The sequence below is a fragment of the Sorangium sp. So ce185 genome, from assembly GCF_051526825.1.
GTDB lineage: Bacteria > Myxococcota_A > Polyangia > Polyangiales > Polyangiaceae > Sorangium > Sorangium cellulosum_D.
In genome coordinates this window covers 9,054,640-9,071,719 of the sequence record NZ_CP150316.1, presented here as the reverse complement: position 1 = coordinate 9,071,719, position 17,080 = coordinate 9,054,640, and the positions used below count along the sequence as shown (strand labels likewise).

Annotated in this window: 9 protein-coding genes; 6 read left to right on the top strand and 3 right to left on the bottom strand. The window is 71.1% G+C overall.

Annotated features, from left to right (window positions below; all coding sequences use genetic code 11):
- Nucleotides 1–122: 122 nt before the first annotated feature.
- Complete coding sequence (locus WMF26_RS33115) at nucleotides 123–1,925, bottom strand: monovalent cation:proton antiporter-2 (CPA2) family protein (protein WP_437995983.1); 1,803 nt, start codon at nucleotides 1,923–1,925, stop codon at nucleotides 123–125.
- Nucleotides 1,926–2,071: 146 nt separating this feature from the next.
- Here WMF26_RS33115 and WMF26_RS33110 point away from each other — a divergent pair, with 146 nt between their 5' ends.
- The 4 genes from WMF26_RS33110 to WMF26_RS33095 all read left to right on the top strand — a co-directional run bounded on the left by WMF26_RS33110 (nucleotide 2,072) and on the right by WMF26_RS33095 (nucleotide 7,958).
- Nucleotides 2,072–2,473, top strand: coding sequence for a hypothetical protein (locus WMF26_RS33110; RefSeq protein ID WP_437995982.1), 402 nt, complete (start codon nucleotides 2,072–2,074; stop codon nucleotides 2,471–2,473).
- A 15-nt stretch (nucleotides 2,474–2,488) separates the two neighbouring features.
- Nucleotides 2,489–3,901, top strand: coding sequence for a B12-binding domain-containing radical SAM protein (locus WMF26_RS33105; RefSeq protein WP_437332333.1), 1,413 nt, complete (start codon nucleotides 2,489–2,491; stop codon nucleotides 3,899–3,901).
- A 430-nt stretch (nucleotides 3,902–4,331) separates the two neighbouring features.
- Nucleotides 4,332–5,870 (top strand): hypothetical protein, encoded by a 1,539-nt coding sequence (locus WMF26_RS33100; RefSeq protein ID WP_437995981.1) that lies wholly within the window; start codon nucleotides 4,332–4,334, stop codon nucleotides 5,868–5,870.
- 516 nt (nucleotides 5,871–6,386) lie between these two features.
- Nucleotides 6,387–7,958 (top strand): hypothetical protein, encoded by a 1,572-nt coding sequence (locus WMF26_RS33095; RefSeq protein WP_437995980.1) that lies wholly within the window; start codon nucleotides 6,387–6,389, stop codon nucleotides 7,956–7,958.
- Nucleotides 7,959–7,988: 30 nt separating this feature from the next.
- On the opposite strand, the gene WMF26_RS33090 is transcribed toward WMF26_RS33095, so the two are convergent.
- Nucleotides 7,989–8,510: a hypothetical protein gene (locus WMF26_RS33090; protein WP_437995979.1), complete on the bottom strand. Its 522-nt coding sequence runs from the start codon at nucleotides 8,508–8,510 to the stop codon at nucleotides 7,989–7,991.
- Between the two features lie 486 nt (nucleotides 8,511–8,996).
- Between WMF26_RS33090 and WMF26_RS33085 the strand changes: the two genes are divergently transcribed.
- Together WMF26_RS33085 and WMF26_RS33080 are read left to right on the top strand one after the other, a co-directional pair.
- Nucleotides 8,997–13,850, top strand: a complete 4,854-nt coding sequence (locus WMF26_RS33085; RefSeq protein WP_437995978.1) for a hypothetical protein — start codon at nucleotides 8,997–8,999, stop codon at nucleotides 13,848–13,850.
- A gap of 538 nt (nucleotides 13,851–14,388) precedes the next feature.
- Nucleotides 14,389–15,582 (top strand): serine/threonine-protein kinase, encoded by a 1,194-nt coding sequence (locus WMF26_RS33080; RefSeq protein ID WP_437995977.1) that lies wholly within the window; start codon nucleotides 14,389–14,391, stop codon nucleotides 15,580–15,582.
- 137 nt (nucleotides 15,583–15,719) lie between these two features.
- Here the strand turns inward: WMF26_RS33080 and WMF26_RS33075 are convergent, their stop codons facing one another.
- Complete coding sequence (locus WMF26_RS33075) at nucleotides 15,720–16,934, bottom strand: glycosyltransferase (RefSeq protein WP_437995976.1); 1,215 nt, start codon at nucleotides 16,932–16,934, stop codon at nucleotides 15,720–15,722.
- Nucleotides 16,935–17,080: the final 146 nt, after the last annotated feature.

Sequence of the window (17,080 nt, the reverse complement as noted above, 5' to 3'; positions counted from 1 at the left end):
AGGCCGCGGGGAGGCCCTGCCGGTCGCTGCGTGCGTCGCACGGAGCGCGGCGGGCAACTTAGTTAGACTGACGAACTTGTTCTGGCCATGTGGCGCAGGCCGCGGCTGCGCGGCGGCCTGCGTCACACGGCAGCGGCTTTTTCGTCCCTGCCGGACGGCGCGCTCTCGTCGGTCTCGAACAGCCCCTCCAGCTCCTGCGCGGCCTGCCTCGCGGCCTCGATGAGCTTGGCCTCGTCGTTGTGGACCGCGTGCCCGCGGAGGAGCACCCGCTCGTCGTGGGCCCTGAACCGCTCGACGATCGCCTGGGCGTCCGGCGCGCGCATCCCGAGGCCCTCCAGCACGCGCGCCGCCACCTCGAGCGACGACCGGAACGTCTCCCGCTCGAGCAGCTCCACCCCGATATCCATGAGCTGGTACGCGTGCTGGCGGTTGCGGGCGCGCGCGTAGATCTTGAGCTCCGGGAAGTGCCGCTTCACGATCTCTGCCGTCTTCACCGAGGACGCGACGTCGTCGATCGCCAGCACGAAGATCTTCGCCTTGTCGGCGCGCGCCGCGCGGAGCAGGTCGAGCCGGGAGGCGTCGCCGTAATAGATCTTGTTGCCGTACTTGCGGACGAAGTCGACCTGCGTGGCGCTCGCGTCGAGCGCGGTGAAGGGGATCTTCCTCGTGCGGAGGACGCGGGAGACGATCTGGCCGAAGCGGCCGTATCCGGCGATGATGACCTGGGGGTCGCCGTCCTCGATCGCGTCGAACTCCCGCGCTGGGCCGGCCCGCCGCCATCGCTGGAGGAGCAGGTCGCCGAGCGCGATGACGAGCGGCGTGAGCGCCATGGACAGGGTGACCACGACGACGAGGAGGTCGGCGAGGAGCCTGTCCATGATGCCCTGCCCCGCGGCCAGCCCGAAGAGGACGAAGGCGAACTCGCCCCCCTGCGGGAGCGCGAGCGCGAGGTCGCGCGCGGAGCCCACGGCGTGCCCGCTCGCCCTGCCGAGGACGAACAGGACGGCGGCCTTGAGCGCCATCATGCCGAGGACGAGCCCGAGGACGAGCAGCGGCCGCTCGATGAGCAGGCCGATGTTCGCCGACATGCCGACGGCGATGAAGAACAGCCCCATCAGCAGCCCCTTGAACGGCTCGATGTCGGCCTCGAGCTCGTGGCGGTACTCCGAGTCGGCGAGCAGCACGCCCGCCATGAAGGCGCCGAGCGACATCGACAGGCCCACCTGCACCATGAGGAGCGCCGTGCCGAGCACGACGAGCAGGGCCGCGGCGGTGAAGATCTCGTGGGCGTGGGCGGCGGCGATCGCCCGGAAGACGGGGCGCACGAGGTAGCGGCCGCCGGCGACCACGGCGAGCAGCACGGCCACCGCCTTGAACGACGAGGCGAGGGCGCTCCCCTCGGCCGAGGACCCGCCCCCCGGGCCGAGCAGGGGGAGCAGCGCGAGCAGCGGGATGACGGCGAGGTCCTGGAACAGCAGGATCGCGAACGCGGAGCGGCCGTGCTGCGCCTGCATCTGGCCCTTCTCGGCGAGGATCTGCAGCACGAACGCCGTGGACGAGAGCGAGAGCCCGAGGCCGGCGATGGCCGCCGTGTCGGCGCGGTGGCCGAGCGCGACGCCGATGAGCGCGATGAGCGCGCCCGTGACGGCGACCTGCGCGCCGCCGAGCCCGAACACCGCGCGCCGCAGCACCCAGAGCCGCGACGGCTGGAGCTCGAGGCCGATGAGGAAGAGGAGCAGCACCACGCCGAGCTCCGAGAAGTGGAGGATGTTCTCGACGTCGGTGACGATCCGCAGGCCCCAGGGGCCGATGAGCGCGCCTGCGACGAGGTAGCCGAGCACGGCGCCGAGGCCGAGCCGCTTGAACAGCGGCACGGCGACCACGGCGGCGCCGAGAAAGACGGCGGCGTGAGAGAGCAGGCTCATGCGTAGTTGGGTCTCCTTGGGCTCCGCGTCCGGAGCGCGGCTCCGCGTCCGGAGCGCGCGGAGGTTGCGCCGGACGAGGCGGCGCGCCTAGCGCAAAGCAGGGAGCCCCCGATGCGGGCGGGGCGCCGCGGCCCTACCCTCCGTGGATGACGACGCGCGACGAGATCCGCAGCGCCGGCGGGCCCGGCGGTGCGGCCGCGACGACCGCGATCACCCCCGAGGTCCCGTTCCAGCCGGTGCCCGGGCCGCCTGCGGAGCCAGGGCAGCCCGGGCCGGGGGTCCCCGGCAGGCCGGCGCCGGAGGTGCCGACTCCGCCAGGGAGACCCGGGCCGGAGATCCTCCCCCCGACCGAGCCGGGGCGAGAGGTGCCGCATCACCCCGAGCCGCCGCGGCCGGAGCGTGAGGTGCCGCACGAGGTCCCGCCCGCCCCGCACGCCCCCGACAAGGGACCGCCGGCGAGCCCCGAGGTGCCGACGCCGCCGGGCCAGCCGCGGCCGGAGATCCTCGTGCGGCGCGCCTCGGCGGTACGGGCCGGCGCGGCCCCGTGATAAGCACGATCCGCCATGCAGATCGAGCTCATCGCCACGGCAAGCGAAGATTCCGCGTACCTGCCCCGGGTGGGGCTCGGCACCCTCGCGGCGCTCACGCCCCCCGAGGACGAGGTCATCTACACCGACGACGTCGTGCAGCCCTTCGATCTCCAGCGCGACGTCAAGGACGTCGATCTCGTCGGCATCAGCGTCGACAGCAAGACCGCGCGCCGGAGCTACGATATCGCCGCCGCTTACCGCAGGCGCGGCGTCAAGGTGGTGCTCGGGGGCATCCACCCCACGGCCTGCCCCGACGAGGCGATGCAGCACGCGGACGCCGTCGTGGTCGGCGAGGCGGAGGACGCGTGGCCCGTCCTGCTCGCGGACGCGAAGCGCGGTGAGCTCAAGCCGATCTACCGTCCGGAGCTGCCGAACCTGGCCGGCAGGCCCCCGCCGCGGCGCGATCTGTTCACCTCCAAGAAGTACATCCCGTTCCAGGTCGTGCAGACGATGCGCGGCTGCCCTTACCCGTGCGAGTTCTGCAGCGTGTCGACGGCGAACGGCACCACGATGCGGTTCCGCCCGACCGACGAGGTGCTGAGCGAGCTCAGGTCGCTCGGCAAGCTCATCATGTTTGCGGACGACAACGTGATGATCCACCGGGCCTACTCGAAGGAGCTGTTCACCCGGATGGTGCCGCTGAAGAAGCACTGGATCGGCCAGTGCTCGCTCGCCGCGGTCAAGCGCCTCGAGAACGTGAAGCTCATGGCCGAGAGCGGGTGCAAGGCGCTCTTCATCGGCTTCGAGAGCATCGACGAGGAGACGGTCAAGTTCACCGGCAAGCGGCAGAACCGGCCCTCGCAGTACAAGGAGACGATGGCGATGCTCCACGATCACGGCATCTCGGTCTGGGGGAGCTTCGTCTTCGGTTTCGACACGGACGATCCCGAGGTGTTCGATCGCACCGTGGAGTTCGGCATCGACATGAAGCTGACGATGGCGCTGTATGCCATCCTCACCCCGTACCCGGCGACGCAGCTGTACCGCCGCCTGAAGGCGGAGGGGCGCCTCACGGACGAGCGCTGGTGGCTGCGCCGCGACCACGACGCCGGCTCACCGTATTTCGTGCCCAAGCAGATGTCCCGGGAGCGGCTCCGGGAGGGCTGGGTGTCGGCGTGGACGAAATTCTACGCGCCTTCCTCGATATGGCGCAGGTTTACCCTGACGCGACAGTCGAGCTGGATTCAGCTGGCCGGCTTCTTTCCGCTGAATTTCATGCAGCACACGCTGGCGCACCGGAAGATCGCGGGCGGCGAGCAGCGCTTCCGGTCCGGCGTGCACATCGAGGAGACGGCCGCTCCGCCCGCGGCGCAGCCGCAGCAGGGGCCGCAGCCGCCGCAGCCGGCGAGGGCCAAGGGCGGCCGGCAGCTGCCGATCGTCGGATAGCGTCCTCCGGCGGCCGGGGCGCGTCCGTCCCGCATTGGCCGCCTGCAAGCGGCACTGCAACGCCACAGCGCTCTCCAGGGTCGCGGTGACGCGGTGTTCCGGCGCGGCGCTCCTCGGCCCGACAGGACGCCGCGCGTCGGCGGCGGGAGCGCCCGCGGCCTTCGTCGAGCGCCGCGGCCTTCGTCGAGCGCCCGCGGCCTTCGTCGAGCGCCCGCGGCCTTCGTCGAGCGCCGCAGCTCGCCTGACATGTGAGCCTGTCGACGGCGTCTGGATCAGCGGCGGCGCACCATTCGCGGGCCGCATTTCCCTGCTGCGCTACAGTGCAGTTGTCGGTTGCTGATTTTGCTACACTCGCGTGAGCTCTGAATGCCGGGGTGGCGGGCGGGGGTGGATCCGCTTGATCACCGCATTGCCCTCGAATGGAGGTCTCATGGGTCGACTTCGTTTCTCGTCCTCGCTCCTCATCCTCGTGGGCGCTGCGGTGTCGAGCGCCGGCATCGCGGCTGGCTGCAGCGCGACCGGCAAGCCCGGCGCGTTCAACCCGAGCGGAGGTGGCGACACCGGCGTAGGGGCGGCGGGCGGCCTGGGCGGGGCCGGCGGCGAGGCGGGAGAGGGCAGCGGGGTCGGCGGCCTCGACGGGCTGGGCGGGCTGCTCAACACCGATGGAGGGCAGGAGAACACCCCCGACGTGACGGTGAACCCGTGCGGGAGCGCGTGCGGCGACAAGGAGCTGTGCGCCGGCGCCAACCTCGGCCTGGACGACGATTGCGACGGCGAGATCGACGAGGAGTGCCCCTGCGTCCCCGGCCAGGCGCACTCCTGCTTCCGCGGGGATCCGTCGTTCCGGGACGCCGAGGGCTGCTACCCCGGCTCCCAGCTCTGCGACGAGACCGGCACGTGGGGCCCGTGCGTCGGCGGCGTGCACGCCGACGAGGGCTGCTATTCGAACAGCTCCATCGCGTGCCACCCGATCCAGGCGCCGCCGTTCGCCGACGTCGATCTCAAGCCGGGCACGGGCATCTTCAGCGCGGATGCGGTCGCGGGCTCCGAGGTGTGGACGGTGGAGTGCCCCGAGGGCGTCGACCCGTGCCCCGGCGTGGGCGGATCGGACCCGGCGGACGATTTCAAGCCGCTGCAATCGGGCGAGTATACGGTCACGTACACGAAGCGCGTCGCGAGCGGCGAGACCCAGAGCTGCCACTACCCGCTCTTCGTCGGCGCGGGCGGCCTGCGCGTCGAGCTCCAGTGGGAGCACGAGTTCGGCAACGTCGATCTCGACCTGCACCTGCACAAGCCGAACAACACGCAGCCCTGGTCGACGTCGGGCTCGCCCGCGGACTGCGGCTGGAACAACTGCACCATCGAGCAATTCGTGGAATCCACGGAGATCCGCTGGTTCAGCAACACCGCGACGCCGCCGGATCCGGTGAACTGGTACCTCGACCCGGTGGAGAGCAACAACACCTGCTTCTTCGCGCCTCGGGGCGTCGGGGAGGAGTGGCGCGACTACGAGCGCGGCTGCCACAACCCGCGGCTCGACCTCGACAACCGGGAGTGCGATCCCACGGTGAGCGACCCCGACGACCCGGATTTCTGCGCGCCCGAGAACATCAACATCGACTACCCGCCGAAGGGCCAGTGGATGCGGATCGGCGTGCATTACTACGGTGGCCGGGTGACCAAGGACATCCACCCGCGGATCAAGATCTTCTGCAACAGCACCCTCGGCGCCGACCTCGGGCCCACGGGGTTCTTCAGCCCGGAGCGGCCCGTCACCTTCACGCCCGACGACTCGGGCAGCAGGTTCTGGCTCGTGGCCGACGTGCTCTTCCCCGAGCCCGACGAGTGCGGTCAGGCGAACTGCATCGTCCAGCCGATCTACCGCAATGAGGACACGAAGACGCCGCTCCTCACCACCGAGGCGTACGTCGAGTCGAGCTTCGGTCCCGCCTACCCGTCGCTCCCGTGACCGGCGGGCGCGCCGCGCGCCCCACGGATGGCCCGAGCGGCCTGATCCCAGAGGGCGAGGAGCCCTGTGCACACCTCCGAGCGAGCTCGACCGGTCGACCGGGGCGCACCGCGGCTCGTCGAACGAGCCTGCCCCCCGTGCCCCGCACGCCGGCGCCCGAGGCGCACTGCCGCGCTCGCCGGGCCGGTGAATCTGTAGTGGTTCGCCTGATAGTGATTCGCCTGACTCGAAGGCTCCGGAAAACGCTCCTCGCTGGCTCTCGTCGGTTCGTTGTCGCCGACGCCGGACGGAGGCCGTGCTAGGGAGCGCTGCGCGTCGCCTGTTGAGCCCGCAAGCTGTGTTTATCTCTCACCGATGAAGGCCGAGGCATCGTGGGCTGCCATCCCTGCGCGCGCAATCGCGCGCGCCCTCGGGCTGCAGCGTCTCGGCTTTGCTAAGGTACGGTGCTCTTCGCTGTGGCGCTGAGCGGCCGCAGTCTCCCTGCGGCCGCGTGTCGAGGTCCCGAGTGGAGGTCTCATGTTTCGTCATCGTGTCCTGACCGTGTTCCCGGTCGTCATCGCAGCCGCGGCGTCGGGCGTCGGCGTCGCGGCGGGCTGCAGCGCCGAAGGCATACGGTTCGATTTCGACGGGACGCCGGGGAGCAGCGCGAGCGCCGGCGGGGCGGGCGGCGCCGGCGAGGCGGGCGGCTCCGCCGGCGAGCCGGGCGCCCAGACGGGCGAATCCGACGGCTTCGGCGGCATGCTCAACATCGATGGAGGGGCGACCGAGGAGGCGCCCGACGTGGCGGTCAACCCGTGCGGCAGCGCCTGCGGTCCCGTGGAGCTGTGCGGCGTGGATGAGCTCGGCGTGGACCACGACGGGCTCGACGACGACTGCAACGGGATGATCGACGAGACGTGCGCGTGCATCGCGGGCCAGGCGCACTCTTGCTTTCGCGGCGACCCGTCCTTCCGGCACAGCCCGGGGTGCTACCCCGGCACCCAGCTCTGCGACGAGACGGGCACGTGGGGCCCGTGCGTCGGCGGGGTGCACGCGGACGAGGATTGCCACATGAGGGACGCGACGGGGTGCCACCCGATCCAGGCGGCCCCGTTCGCGAACGTCGACCTGAAGGAGGGCACCGGCTCGTTCAGCGGGGATGCGCTCCCGGGCTCCGAGGTCTGGACCGTGGCCTGCCCGCCGGGCGTGGACCCGTGCCCCTCGGTCGGCGGCTCGGACCCGGCGGACGATTTCAAGCCCCTGCAGTCGGGCGAGTACACGGTCACGTACACGAAGCGCGCGGCGGGCGGCGAGACCGCGACCTGCGCCTACCCGCTGTTCGTCGGCGCCCGCGGCCTGCGCGTCGAGCTCGAGTGGGAGCACGATCCGTACAGCGTCGATCTGGACCTCTACCTCCACAAGCCGAACAACACGCAGCCCTGGACGATCGGCGGCTCGAGCGTCGCGTGCGGCTACGGGAACTGCACGCTCGAGGGCCTCGTGGAGGGCTCGTCCATCCGCTGGTTCGGCGACGACGCGGCGCCGCCCGAGCCGGTGAACTGGTATCTCGATCCGGAGGAGACCAACAACACGTGCTTCTACGCGCCCCGCGGCGTGGGGGACGCGTGGCGCTCCTACGGCCAGGGGTGCCACAACCCGCGGCTCGACCTCGACAACATCGCCTGCCTGCACCGCATCACCGACCCTGACAACCCGAACTTCTGCGCGCCGGAGAACATCAACGTCGACTTCCCGCCGAAGGACGGCTGGATGCGGGTCGCCGTGCACTACTTCGGCGGCACGGCGTCGTTCGACGTGCACCCGCGGATCAAGATCTTCTGCAACGGCGAGCTCGGGGCCGATCTCGGGCCCACCGGCTTCTACGATCCCGAGGGGCCCGTGGCGTTCACCCCGGAGGACTCGGGCGACAGGTTCTGGCTCGTGGCCGACGTCATGTTCCCCGAGCCCGATCCGGGGCAATGCAGCAACCCCACCTGCGTCGTCCGGCCGATCTACCAGGACGAGACGATGAAGACGCCGTTCCTCTCGGAGGCGCGGACGGTGGTCAGGCAGTTCGGCCCGCCTTACCCCAGCCTGCCCAGGCCCTGACGTCGCGGCCGGGGCCGGCGGCGGGCGCGCTCACGCCTCGACGCCGGCCCGCTTGAGGAACGCGAGCGCGGGGCCGAGCGCGTACGCGGGCGCCCTGCCCAGGCGCAGCTGCTCCCCGGTCGACAGGTGGAGGAGCAGCCAGCGCGGCGCGAGGCCCGGCTCGTCGACGTCGGCGTCCGAGGCCGGCGGGGTCGACACGCGGGCGATCGCCTGGATGGGAAAGGTCCGCCGGAAGCCGCGGCCTTCCTGGACGATCTCGGCCCGCTCGAAGTCGAGGAGGAACAGGCCGTGGAGCCGGCGGCGCCGGCGGACGATGAGCAGCGCCGCGGTGGCGCCCGCGGTCCATGTCCCCGCGATGAAGAGGATGGGAAAGGGCGCCGCGCGCGCGGCCACGATGCCCACGATGATCAGCGAGGCGGTCAGCGCGAACGCGGCGATGCGGCGCACGGCGAGGTCGAGGTCGTCGCCCGGGCACTCGCAGACGAGCACGGTGGGGCCGAGCGCCCGGATGGCGCCGTCGGCGTTCGAGAGCAGGACGTCTCCCTCAGGCACTGCGTTCCTCCCGATCGGGTGAGGTCGTCAATACCGCAGCCGGGCGGGGGAGGCCATCCCCCGCGCCGCGCCGCGCGACGAGCGCCCTCGCGGGGGGCCTGCGGTGAACGCCCGGAACAACCGGGCTTCGAGGATCGATTCGTGTGCTGAGCGCCGTTTCCGCCCGAAGCAGCCCGAGCGAGCCGGGGATTCGCGCGCGGGCGGGCGGAGGCGTCAGTCCACTAACGCTGGCGGCGCCGCACGGTCGCGGCGGAGGTCGACAGGACACCGCCGCACGACCGGAGATTCGCCGCCAAGAAGGGCGATTGGAGGCGTGTGGCACGCGATGTGCCGCTGGCCCGATGGGGCGACTCGATGGGGGAGCAGAGACGCCGATCGCGCAATCAGGGCGGCCGTCACGCAGATCGCGTGGGGACGCCGGGTCTCTCATGGGGGCAGGCGCGCTCGGGCCGAGCTGCAGAGGAGGACGCTGCGATGAGTTGGATCGTGAGACTGGCACTGCTCGCGGCGGCCGCGGGCTCGATCGCGGGCTGCGCCGAGGAGCGGAGGCCGCTCAGCCAGGTGCAGGCGAACGCGCTGGCGAAATCGTTCTTCGTGGGCGCCGATCTGCAGAGCAAGGAGGACGATCCGGAGTTCTGGACGCGCACCACGGTGGTCGACGTGGGCTACGGCGCCTCGCAGGACGGGCTCTTCTCGTCCTCGTACGCGCAGGCGGAGGTCGCGCGCATCAAGTGGGTCATCCAGGAAGACCTCCTGATCGGGCGCCTCACCTACGAGCGCGTGAACGACACCGACGGCAAGGGCGCCGGCGCCGCCACGGACGACGGCGTCGTGGCCGTCGCGTACAAGATCCTCTCGCATTTCGACGTCCAGCGCGATTACAACCGGTCGACGGGGGAGGAGACCAACGTCGTCGTCGAAAACACGACCGACCGCCCCTGGTACGCGCGGGAGTACATGCGCGTCGACTGGTCGAAGAACCTGAACGTCGACTCCTACGACTTCGACACGCTGTCGCTCATCGGCGTCTACGGCGGCGTGCAGTACGAGCCGCTCTCCTATTACGTGAGCGACCCGAGCCACCCCGACGCGCCCCACTTCGACCCCGAGGAGGGATATTTCGACGTCACCAACAAGGCCTTCGCGATGCCCCAGCTCATCGATCTGAGCCACCTCGGGTGGGGCGTCGGCAGCTTCCCGGCCTGCATGCTCGACGCCGACTTCCCCGGCGGCACCGCGCCGGTCGGCTCGTGCAACCCGGTCGAGGTCACGCTGCGGCAGTCGTTCCGCCGCGTCGTCGATCGGGACTACGAGCCCGCGGAGTGGGACGGATACCGGTTCCAGGCGTTCGGCCCCTTCGTGCGAGAGCGCTTCGGGTACGCGCGCAACTACGGCATGAGCGACGCCAAATGGCACCGGATGATCACCCGGTACAACCTCTGGGAGCGCAGCCACTACTACGCCGATCCGGAGGGCATGACGGGCGAGATCCGGTGCTTCACGCCCGAGACGACGCCGGTGGGCTCGGACCCGCACCGCGACGACGACGACAACGGGACCGAGGACGAGTGCGAGGCCGTCACCGGGGCGACGATGGACGTCGATGGAGCGCGGGTGACGGTGGGCCCCGGCTCGCGGTGCGACACGTTCAAGCAGCGATGCACCCTGCCGTACCAGCGTCGAGAGGCCGTGCCGCAAGCCTGGTACGTGACGTCGAACAGCAACCCCGACTACTTCGACGCCACGGCCTCGGCGGCGCACGAGTGGGACGTCGCCCTGCGCAGCGCCGTCGTCACCGCCAAGCACGTCGAGTGCGTCCGGACGACGGGCGACGCGGCGCGCTGCAGCGCGGCGTTCCCGGTCTACGACGGCCAGATGGACGACAGCGCCGACGCCGTCGCGCTCGCGCGCGAGGTCGACGCGTGCCGGCGCGACGCGGCGCGCGCGGGGCAGGGGTGCGACGCGCTCGCCGACGAGCTCGGCGAGCGGCGCGGCTACGCGCCGGGCGTCGTCGCGCTCGCCAAGATGCCCGAGATGATCGTGCTCTGCCACAGCCCGGTCGAGGCCACCGACCCGGAGGCGTGCGGCGGCCCCCGGCTGCCGGAGGGGGTGACGGCGAGGATGTGCAGCGACGAGCGCCGGAAGGAGGCGGGGCGCGATCCCGCGCTGATGAAGGCGTGCGGGGCGGCGCTGAGCGCGCGGATCGGCGACCTGCGCTATCACCAGATCAACAACTTCGAGGCGCCGCAGTCGCCCTCGGCCTGGGGCATCTACAGCGACTCGGAGGACCCGCTCACCGGCGAGAAGATCGCGTCGAGCATCAACGTCTGGACGCACGTCAACGACATCTGGAGCCAGGGCATCGTCGACGCGGCCCGTTACATCCAGGGAGAGCTGAAGACCGAGGAGGTCACCGACGGCGACTACGTCCGGGACTGGGCGCAGGCGAGCGACGGCGCGTCGAGGGGCGGCGCGCTGCCGCGGCTCACGCGGGAGGAGATCGCCCGGCGGGTCGCCGGGGCCGCCGGGGTTGCCGCGGAGGACGCCGCCGGGATCTCCGGCCAGCTGGCGCGCGATCCAGCGCTGCGCGAGGACCTCCGGCGGCTCTCGAAGGAGGTGCGCGCCATCGCGGCCGACGCGACGGCGCCGGACAGCATGCGCGCCGTGTACGAGGCGCGCCGCAAGTCCGCGGTGGGCACCGAGCTCGAGGCGGAGCTCACGACGAAGACGATCCAGCAGCTCACCGGCGTGGAGGCGCTGCCGCTCACGGACGAGGTGATGCGCTTCGCCTCGCCGCTCCGCGGGGCGAACCCGAGCGTGCAGCGCGAGCTCAGGAACCTGAAGGAGGTGGCGCTGGCCGAGCGCGGCGCGTGCGTGATGCACGAGGCGCCGGCGCCGCTCGCCACCGCCGACCTGGCGGACATCCTGGAGGAGAAATTCGCGAGCAAGCACGGCCGCTTCGGCGAGGGGGACGCCGCGCAGAAGCTGCGGCGCGCCGAGGCCATGCGGCGCTACCTCGCGCAGCGGGCGCACTACGCGGTGATCCTCCACGAGATGGGCCACTCCGTCGGCCTGCGCCACAACTTCGTGAGCTCGTCCGACGCCTGGGGCTACCGGCCGCAATACTGGCAGCTGCGCACGAACAACGGGCGCGTGAAGACGCCGTGCGAGACGCTCTCGGAGGACGGCGAGGCGTGCGTCGGGCCGCGCTACTACGACCCCGTCACCGAGGACGAGCGCAAGAACCTGATCTGGATGTTCATGCACTCGTCGACCATGGATTACGCCGGCGAGCCCACGCAGGACCTCATCGGGCTCGGCGCCTACGACTTCGCCGCGGCCCGCATGTTCTACGGCGACGTCGTCTCGGTGCACGCCGACCCGAGCTACAGGGCGGGCACCCCGCGCGGCAAGGGCATGCTCGCCAAGATCGACGACTTCGGCGGCATCCTCGGCATCCAGCCCGAGTACGACGACGAGGACATCCACTACTCCGACCTGCAGAACAAATACGACCTGATCCGGCCGGGCAGCTGCGTCGAGGTCGACCCGAGCGCCTTCAGGCCCTCGGACTGGGACGAGGAGCAGGGCGGCGCCTGGCACCCCGTGCTCGACGGGCACATCGTGCCGGTCGACGGCAAGTACACGCGGTGCCGGCAGCAGCAGGTCGACTACGTGCCGTGGCGCGCGCTGGAGACGCCGAAGGGCGTGAAGGGGCCCTCGGTGGACCCCGCGGGGCGCACCCGCGTCCCCTACGGCTTCGCGAGCGACCGGTGGGCCGATCTCGGCAACCTGAGCGTGTACCGGCACGACAGCGGCGCGGACGCCTATGAGCTCTTCAACTTCTTCATCACGCAGCAGGAGGTGAATCACATCTTCGACAACTACCGCCGCGACCGGCAGGCCTTCAGCGTGCGCGCGGCGTCGGAGCGGACCTTGAACCGCTACAACGCCAAGATGCGCGACGGCGCGAAGGGCCTCGGGCTGGTCGCGAACATCTACCGCGAGTTCGCGCTGGACCGCGGCTACGACTTCGACACGTTCTGGGTGCACGTCGCGGGCAGCCTCTTCCAGCAGAACATCCTCGCGGCCGGGATCGCGTTCGATCACTTCGCGCTCCAGATGGCGCGCCCGCAGCCGGGCGAGCACTTCCTGCCCGAGGGCGATACCGTCCTCCGGTCGTCGAGCGACGTCTTCGGCGACCCCGGGGATACGGTGGTGGTCGTCCCGAACGGCGCCACGGGCTATTTCGGCGACGTGGCCTTCGGCGGCAAGCCGCTCGAGAACGCGCTCGCGGAGGACAAGGGCGAGTACGACTCGTCGTACACGATGAACGCCGGCTCTTATTACGACAAGGCGTGGGTGGCGATGCTGATGACCGAGTCGGTCGACAACTTCGTCAGCGACTCGCGGCACGACTTCCTCGACGCGCGCTACCGCGCGGTCTCGCTCGCCGACGTGTTCCCGGAAGGGTACCGCCGCTGGCTGGCCAACAACCTCACGGGCGACGACGCCATCAAGGGGGTGCGCGTCGAGGCCGACGATCGCGGCCGTCCCGTGAGGGACGCGAGCGGGTATCCGGCCAGCGCGCTCGGCTGGACGTCGTGGTGGGGCGAGGCCGGGCCGGAGAGCTGCTTCCCCGGCGCCGGGAGCATCGTCTGCAGCGCGTACGGCGCGGTCGACAGCGCGCCGTGGAACCCGCGGGCCCCGGCCAAGGTCGCGATCCTCGACCCCCAGATCGGCTGGGAGCAGCAGAAGTTCCTGATCGCCTGGACGCTCCTCTACCTGCCCGAGAACCAGAAGCAGAGATGGCTGGACATGATGCACATCTGGGAGACCGGCGCGGACACCGATCCTGGCTTCCCGAACCGGATCGAGCTCCACCATCCGTCGGGGAAGGTGTTCGTGGCGAAGGCGTACGGGACCGAGACCATCTTCGGCAAGGTCGTGCAGAAGGGCATCGGCGCTCGCGTGCTGGAGTATGCCAACGAGCTCCTGGCCAGGGCGTATGTCACGGAGCCCGGCCCCGACCTCGACGGCGACGGCAAGGCGGACTGGCACAAGGTGAAGCTGAGCCCGGAGAGCGGGCAGCCGATCGTGCGGTGGGATCCGACGGTCGCCGCCATCGCGCCTGACGGCGAGGTCTTGCGGGACGGCGTGCCCGGATGCCAGGAGGACGCCGACGCAGACGACGACGACTTCAGCGATTTCTATCGCTGCACGTGCTCCTCGAACCGCGCCTGCGTCGCGCTCGAGGGCTACGTCTCCGTGCCGGTCTTCATCCGCCAGGCGCTGTCGGCGTTCAAGCTGGGCGACCCGACGATGAGGGGCCTCCACTGACCTCGCGCGCGAGCGGGCCCTCCGCGGACGACGCGCGCCGCGCGAGGACACGCGCGGCGCGCTCCTCCCCACACCCTGCGATGCCGAGCGCCGCTCGGCCCGGAGATCACGATTGCAGCGGGCTCATCGAAGGAGGCGTCGACACCGTGTCGGCGCCCGCTCCCACGAGGACCCGAGCGACCCGTGGCGGCGCAATGGTCGTGGCATCTTGCCGCAGGGAGGCGATTCGCCCCATGCGCGCTGCCCGTTCGCCGCGGTCCTCGACGCGGGTCTCCGTGGCGCAGCTCTTGCTGAACTTTTCCATGAAATGACGTGCTGTTGGACACCGCCCACCCCAGGCGTCTCCTGGTTCGGTGACGCAGGACGGCCGGACCGGTCGCGGTTCCGACGAGTTGCACCCCTAGCCCGCCATCGTGGAGCTCCGATTCCGCCGTAGCGCCGGTGCATGACACCGGGAACGTAAAGAAGACAGCCGTTCTTGCGTCGCGAGCGTTGAAGCGTCGGTTGCCCGAGGGCACGCACACAGAGAGAAGCAGCCATGGACTCCGAGAATGTCACGCACGTCCAGATGGCGCAGGCACGCGTAGGGGCGGTGCTCAACGGCGCGTGGCGGCTGGATGCGCTGATCGGCCTCGGGGGGATGGCGGCTGTCTATGCCGCGACGCATCGGGGCGGCCAGCGGGTCGCGATCAAGCTGCTGCACCCCGCGCGGGCGCGGGACAAGGTGGATCGGGCCCGGTTCCTCCGCGAGAAGGCCATCGTGAACACCGTGAATCACCCCGGGGTCGCGGCGGTGCTCGCGGACGACGTGACCGAGGACGGGTCGCCCTTCCTGGTGATCGAGCTCCTGGAGGGCGAGACGCTCCTCCAGCGCTGGAAGGCGCAGAAGGGCCCGCTCCCTCCGGCCGAGGTCCTCGCCCTGAGCGAGCAGATCCTCGAGGTGCTCGCGGCCGCGCACGAGAACGGTGTCGTTCACCGGGATCTGAAGCCCGACAACATCTTCCTCACCCGCGAGCACGGGGTGAAGATCCTCGACTTCGGCATCGCGCGCCTGCGGGTCCCCTCGTCGCAGACGTCGCTCGCGGGGCTGCGGGCGATGGGGACGCCGGCGTACATGCCGCCCGAGCAGGCGCGCGCGCGCTGGGATCTCGTCGATGCGCGGACGGACATCTGGGCGCTCGGGGCGACGATGTTCTCGCTGCTCACGAACCGGTACGTGCAGGACGCGCCGACCGTCAACGAGCTCTTCTTCCTGCGGATGACGTGTCCGATCCCGTCGCTCGCGCGGATCCAGCCGTCGATGCACCCCGCCGTGGTGCGGGTGGTGGACCGCGCGCTCGAGTTCTCGCAGGCGGACCGCTGGCCGGACGCGCGGTCGATGCTGGCAGCGGTGCGCGAGGCGCAGGCTGCGGTCGGGGTCGCGCCGCCGTCGCGGGCCACCATCGCGCCGCCGTCGCGGGCCACCATCGTGCCGCCGTCGCGGGCCACGATCGCGCCGCCGTCGCGGAGCGCGATCGCGCCGCTGCCCCGGAGCACGGTCGCGCCGCCGCCGCCGCGGGCACCGCTCGCGCCTTCGTCGATGGACGTGCGCGACGTCGGCGCGCTGGAGGCGCGGCCGCCGTCCGGTCGCGCTCAGACGCAGACGCGGTCCTCCCGGACGTCGGGGATCTCGTCGCCTGCGTCGCTCGCCACGGTCCCCCGCGCGATCTCGACGATTCCCCGCGCGCCTTGACGCGAGCACTGACCGAAAAGGCACGGAGGGCGCAGAGAATGGGTCCACTCTCTGCGTCTCCCGTGCCTTTTCGGTCGCTCTCGGCGCGGCCTCGACGCCCCGCGAAGGGGTGGCCGCGCCTCTAGCGGGGCGTGCGGCTACGCGTTCAAGCCGGCGAGCAGCTCGCTCGGCCGCAGCACGGCGCGGCGCTCCGACTCCCGCCGGGCCAGGAGCGTCTCGTAGATATCCATGTAGCTCGCCATCATGCGCTCGGCCGAGTAGCGCCCCAGCGCGAGCTTCCGCCCCCGCTTGCCCATCGCCGCGGACCGCGCGGGATCTGCCTTGAGCTCGGCGAGCTTCGCGGCGAGCGCGCCGACGTCGTCCGAGGGCACGAGGAAGCCCGTGTCGCCGTCGGTGATCAGGGCAGGGATGCCGCCCACGGCGGTCGAGACCACGGGCAGGCCGGTGGCCATGGCCTCGACCATGGAGAGCGGCAGCCCCTCCGACGTCGACGAGAGGACGAAGACGTCGCTCGCGGAGAGGAGCTCCGGGACGTCGTGCCGCTCGCCGGCGAACACGACGCGGTCGGTGATGCCGAGCTCCTCGGCGAGGGCGCGCAGCGAGGCGGCCTCCGGCCCGTCCCCGACGAGGAGCAGGCGCCCGTTGTCCGACAGGACACCCGCGTTCGCGGCCGCGCGGAGCAGGAGGGCGTGGTTCTTGACCTGGGACAGGCGCCCGACGGCCCCGGCGACCCACGCGTCCTGGGGGATGCCGAGCTCGGTCCGGATGCGGCGCCGGGCCGCGGAGTCCGGCCTGAACCGGGAGAGATCGATGCCGTTGAGGACGACGTGCAGCTTCGAGCTCGGGACCTCGTTGTGCTTCAGCATGAAGTCGGCCGTCGGCTGCGACACGGCCACGTGCGCGTCGGCGAGCTTGGCCGCCATGTGCCGCAGCCACGCCCGGCGGCCCTGATCGAACATGGCGCCGTGCAGCGTGTGGCACACGGGCACGCGGTGGAGCCGGCCCGCGGCCGTCGCGTAGATGAGCGGCAGCTGGTTGTGCGAGTGCACGATGGAGACACCGTGCTTGGCGAAGAACGCCGCGAGCTTCCCGGGCAGCTTGAGGTCGAAGCCGGGGCGCTTCGGGAGCATGTGGACCGCGACGCCGCGCTCCCGGAGCTGCGCGGCGCGCGGCCCGTCGGGGTTCGTCTCGATGCCCACGACCATCACCTCATGCCCCGCCTCGCGCTGCAGCCCGGCCAGATCCACCACGACCTGCTCCGCGCCTCCCACCTGGAAGGAGTTCAGCACGTGCGCGATCACAAGATGGTTGTGGCGCGCGCGGGTCATCGGTGCATGCTGGGTCGTCTTCATAGGGTAATCTACGCTCATGGTTCCCCTCTGGGATGCGCTCGGAGGCATGTGGTCTGACCTGAGAGAAACCCCTCCTTCGTGTCCTCGTTCACTGGGGGAAGTTACCACAGAGTCTATGAGGCTCGGAGGATTCTCTGTGAATCTCC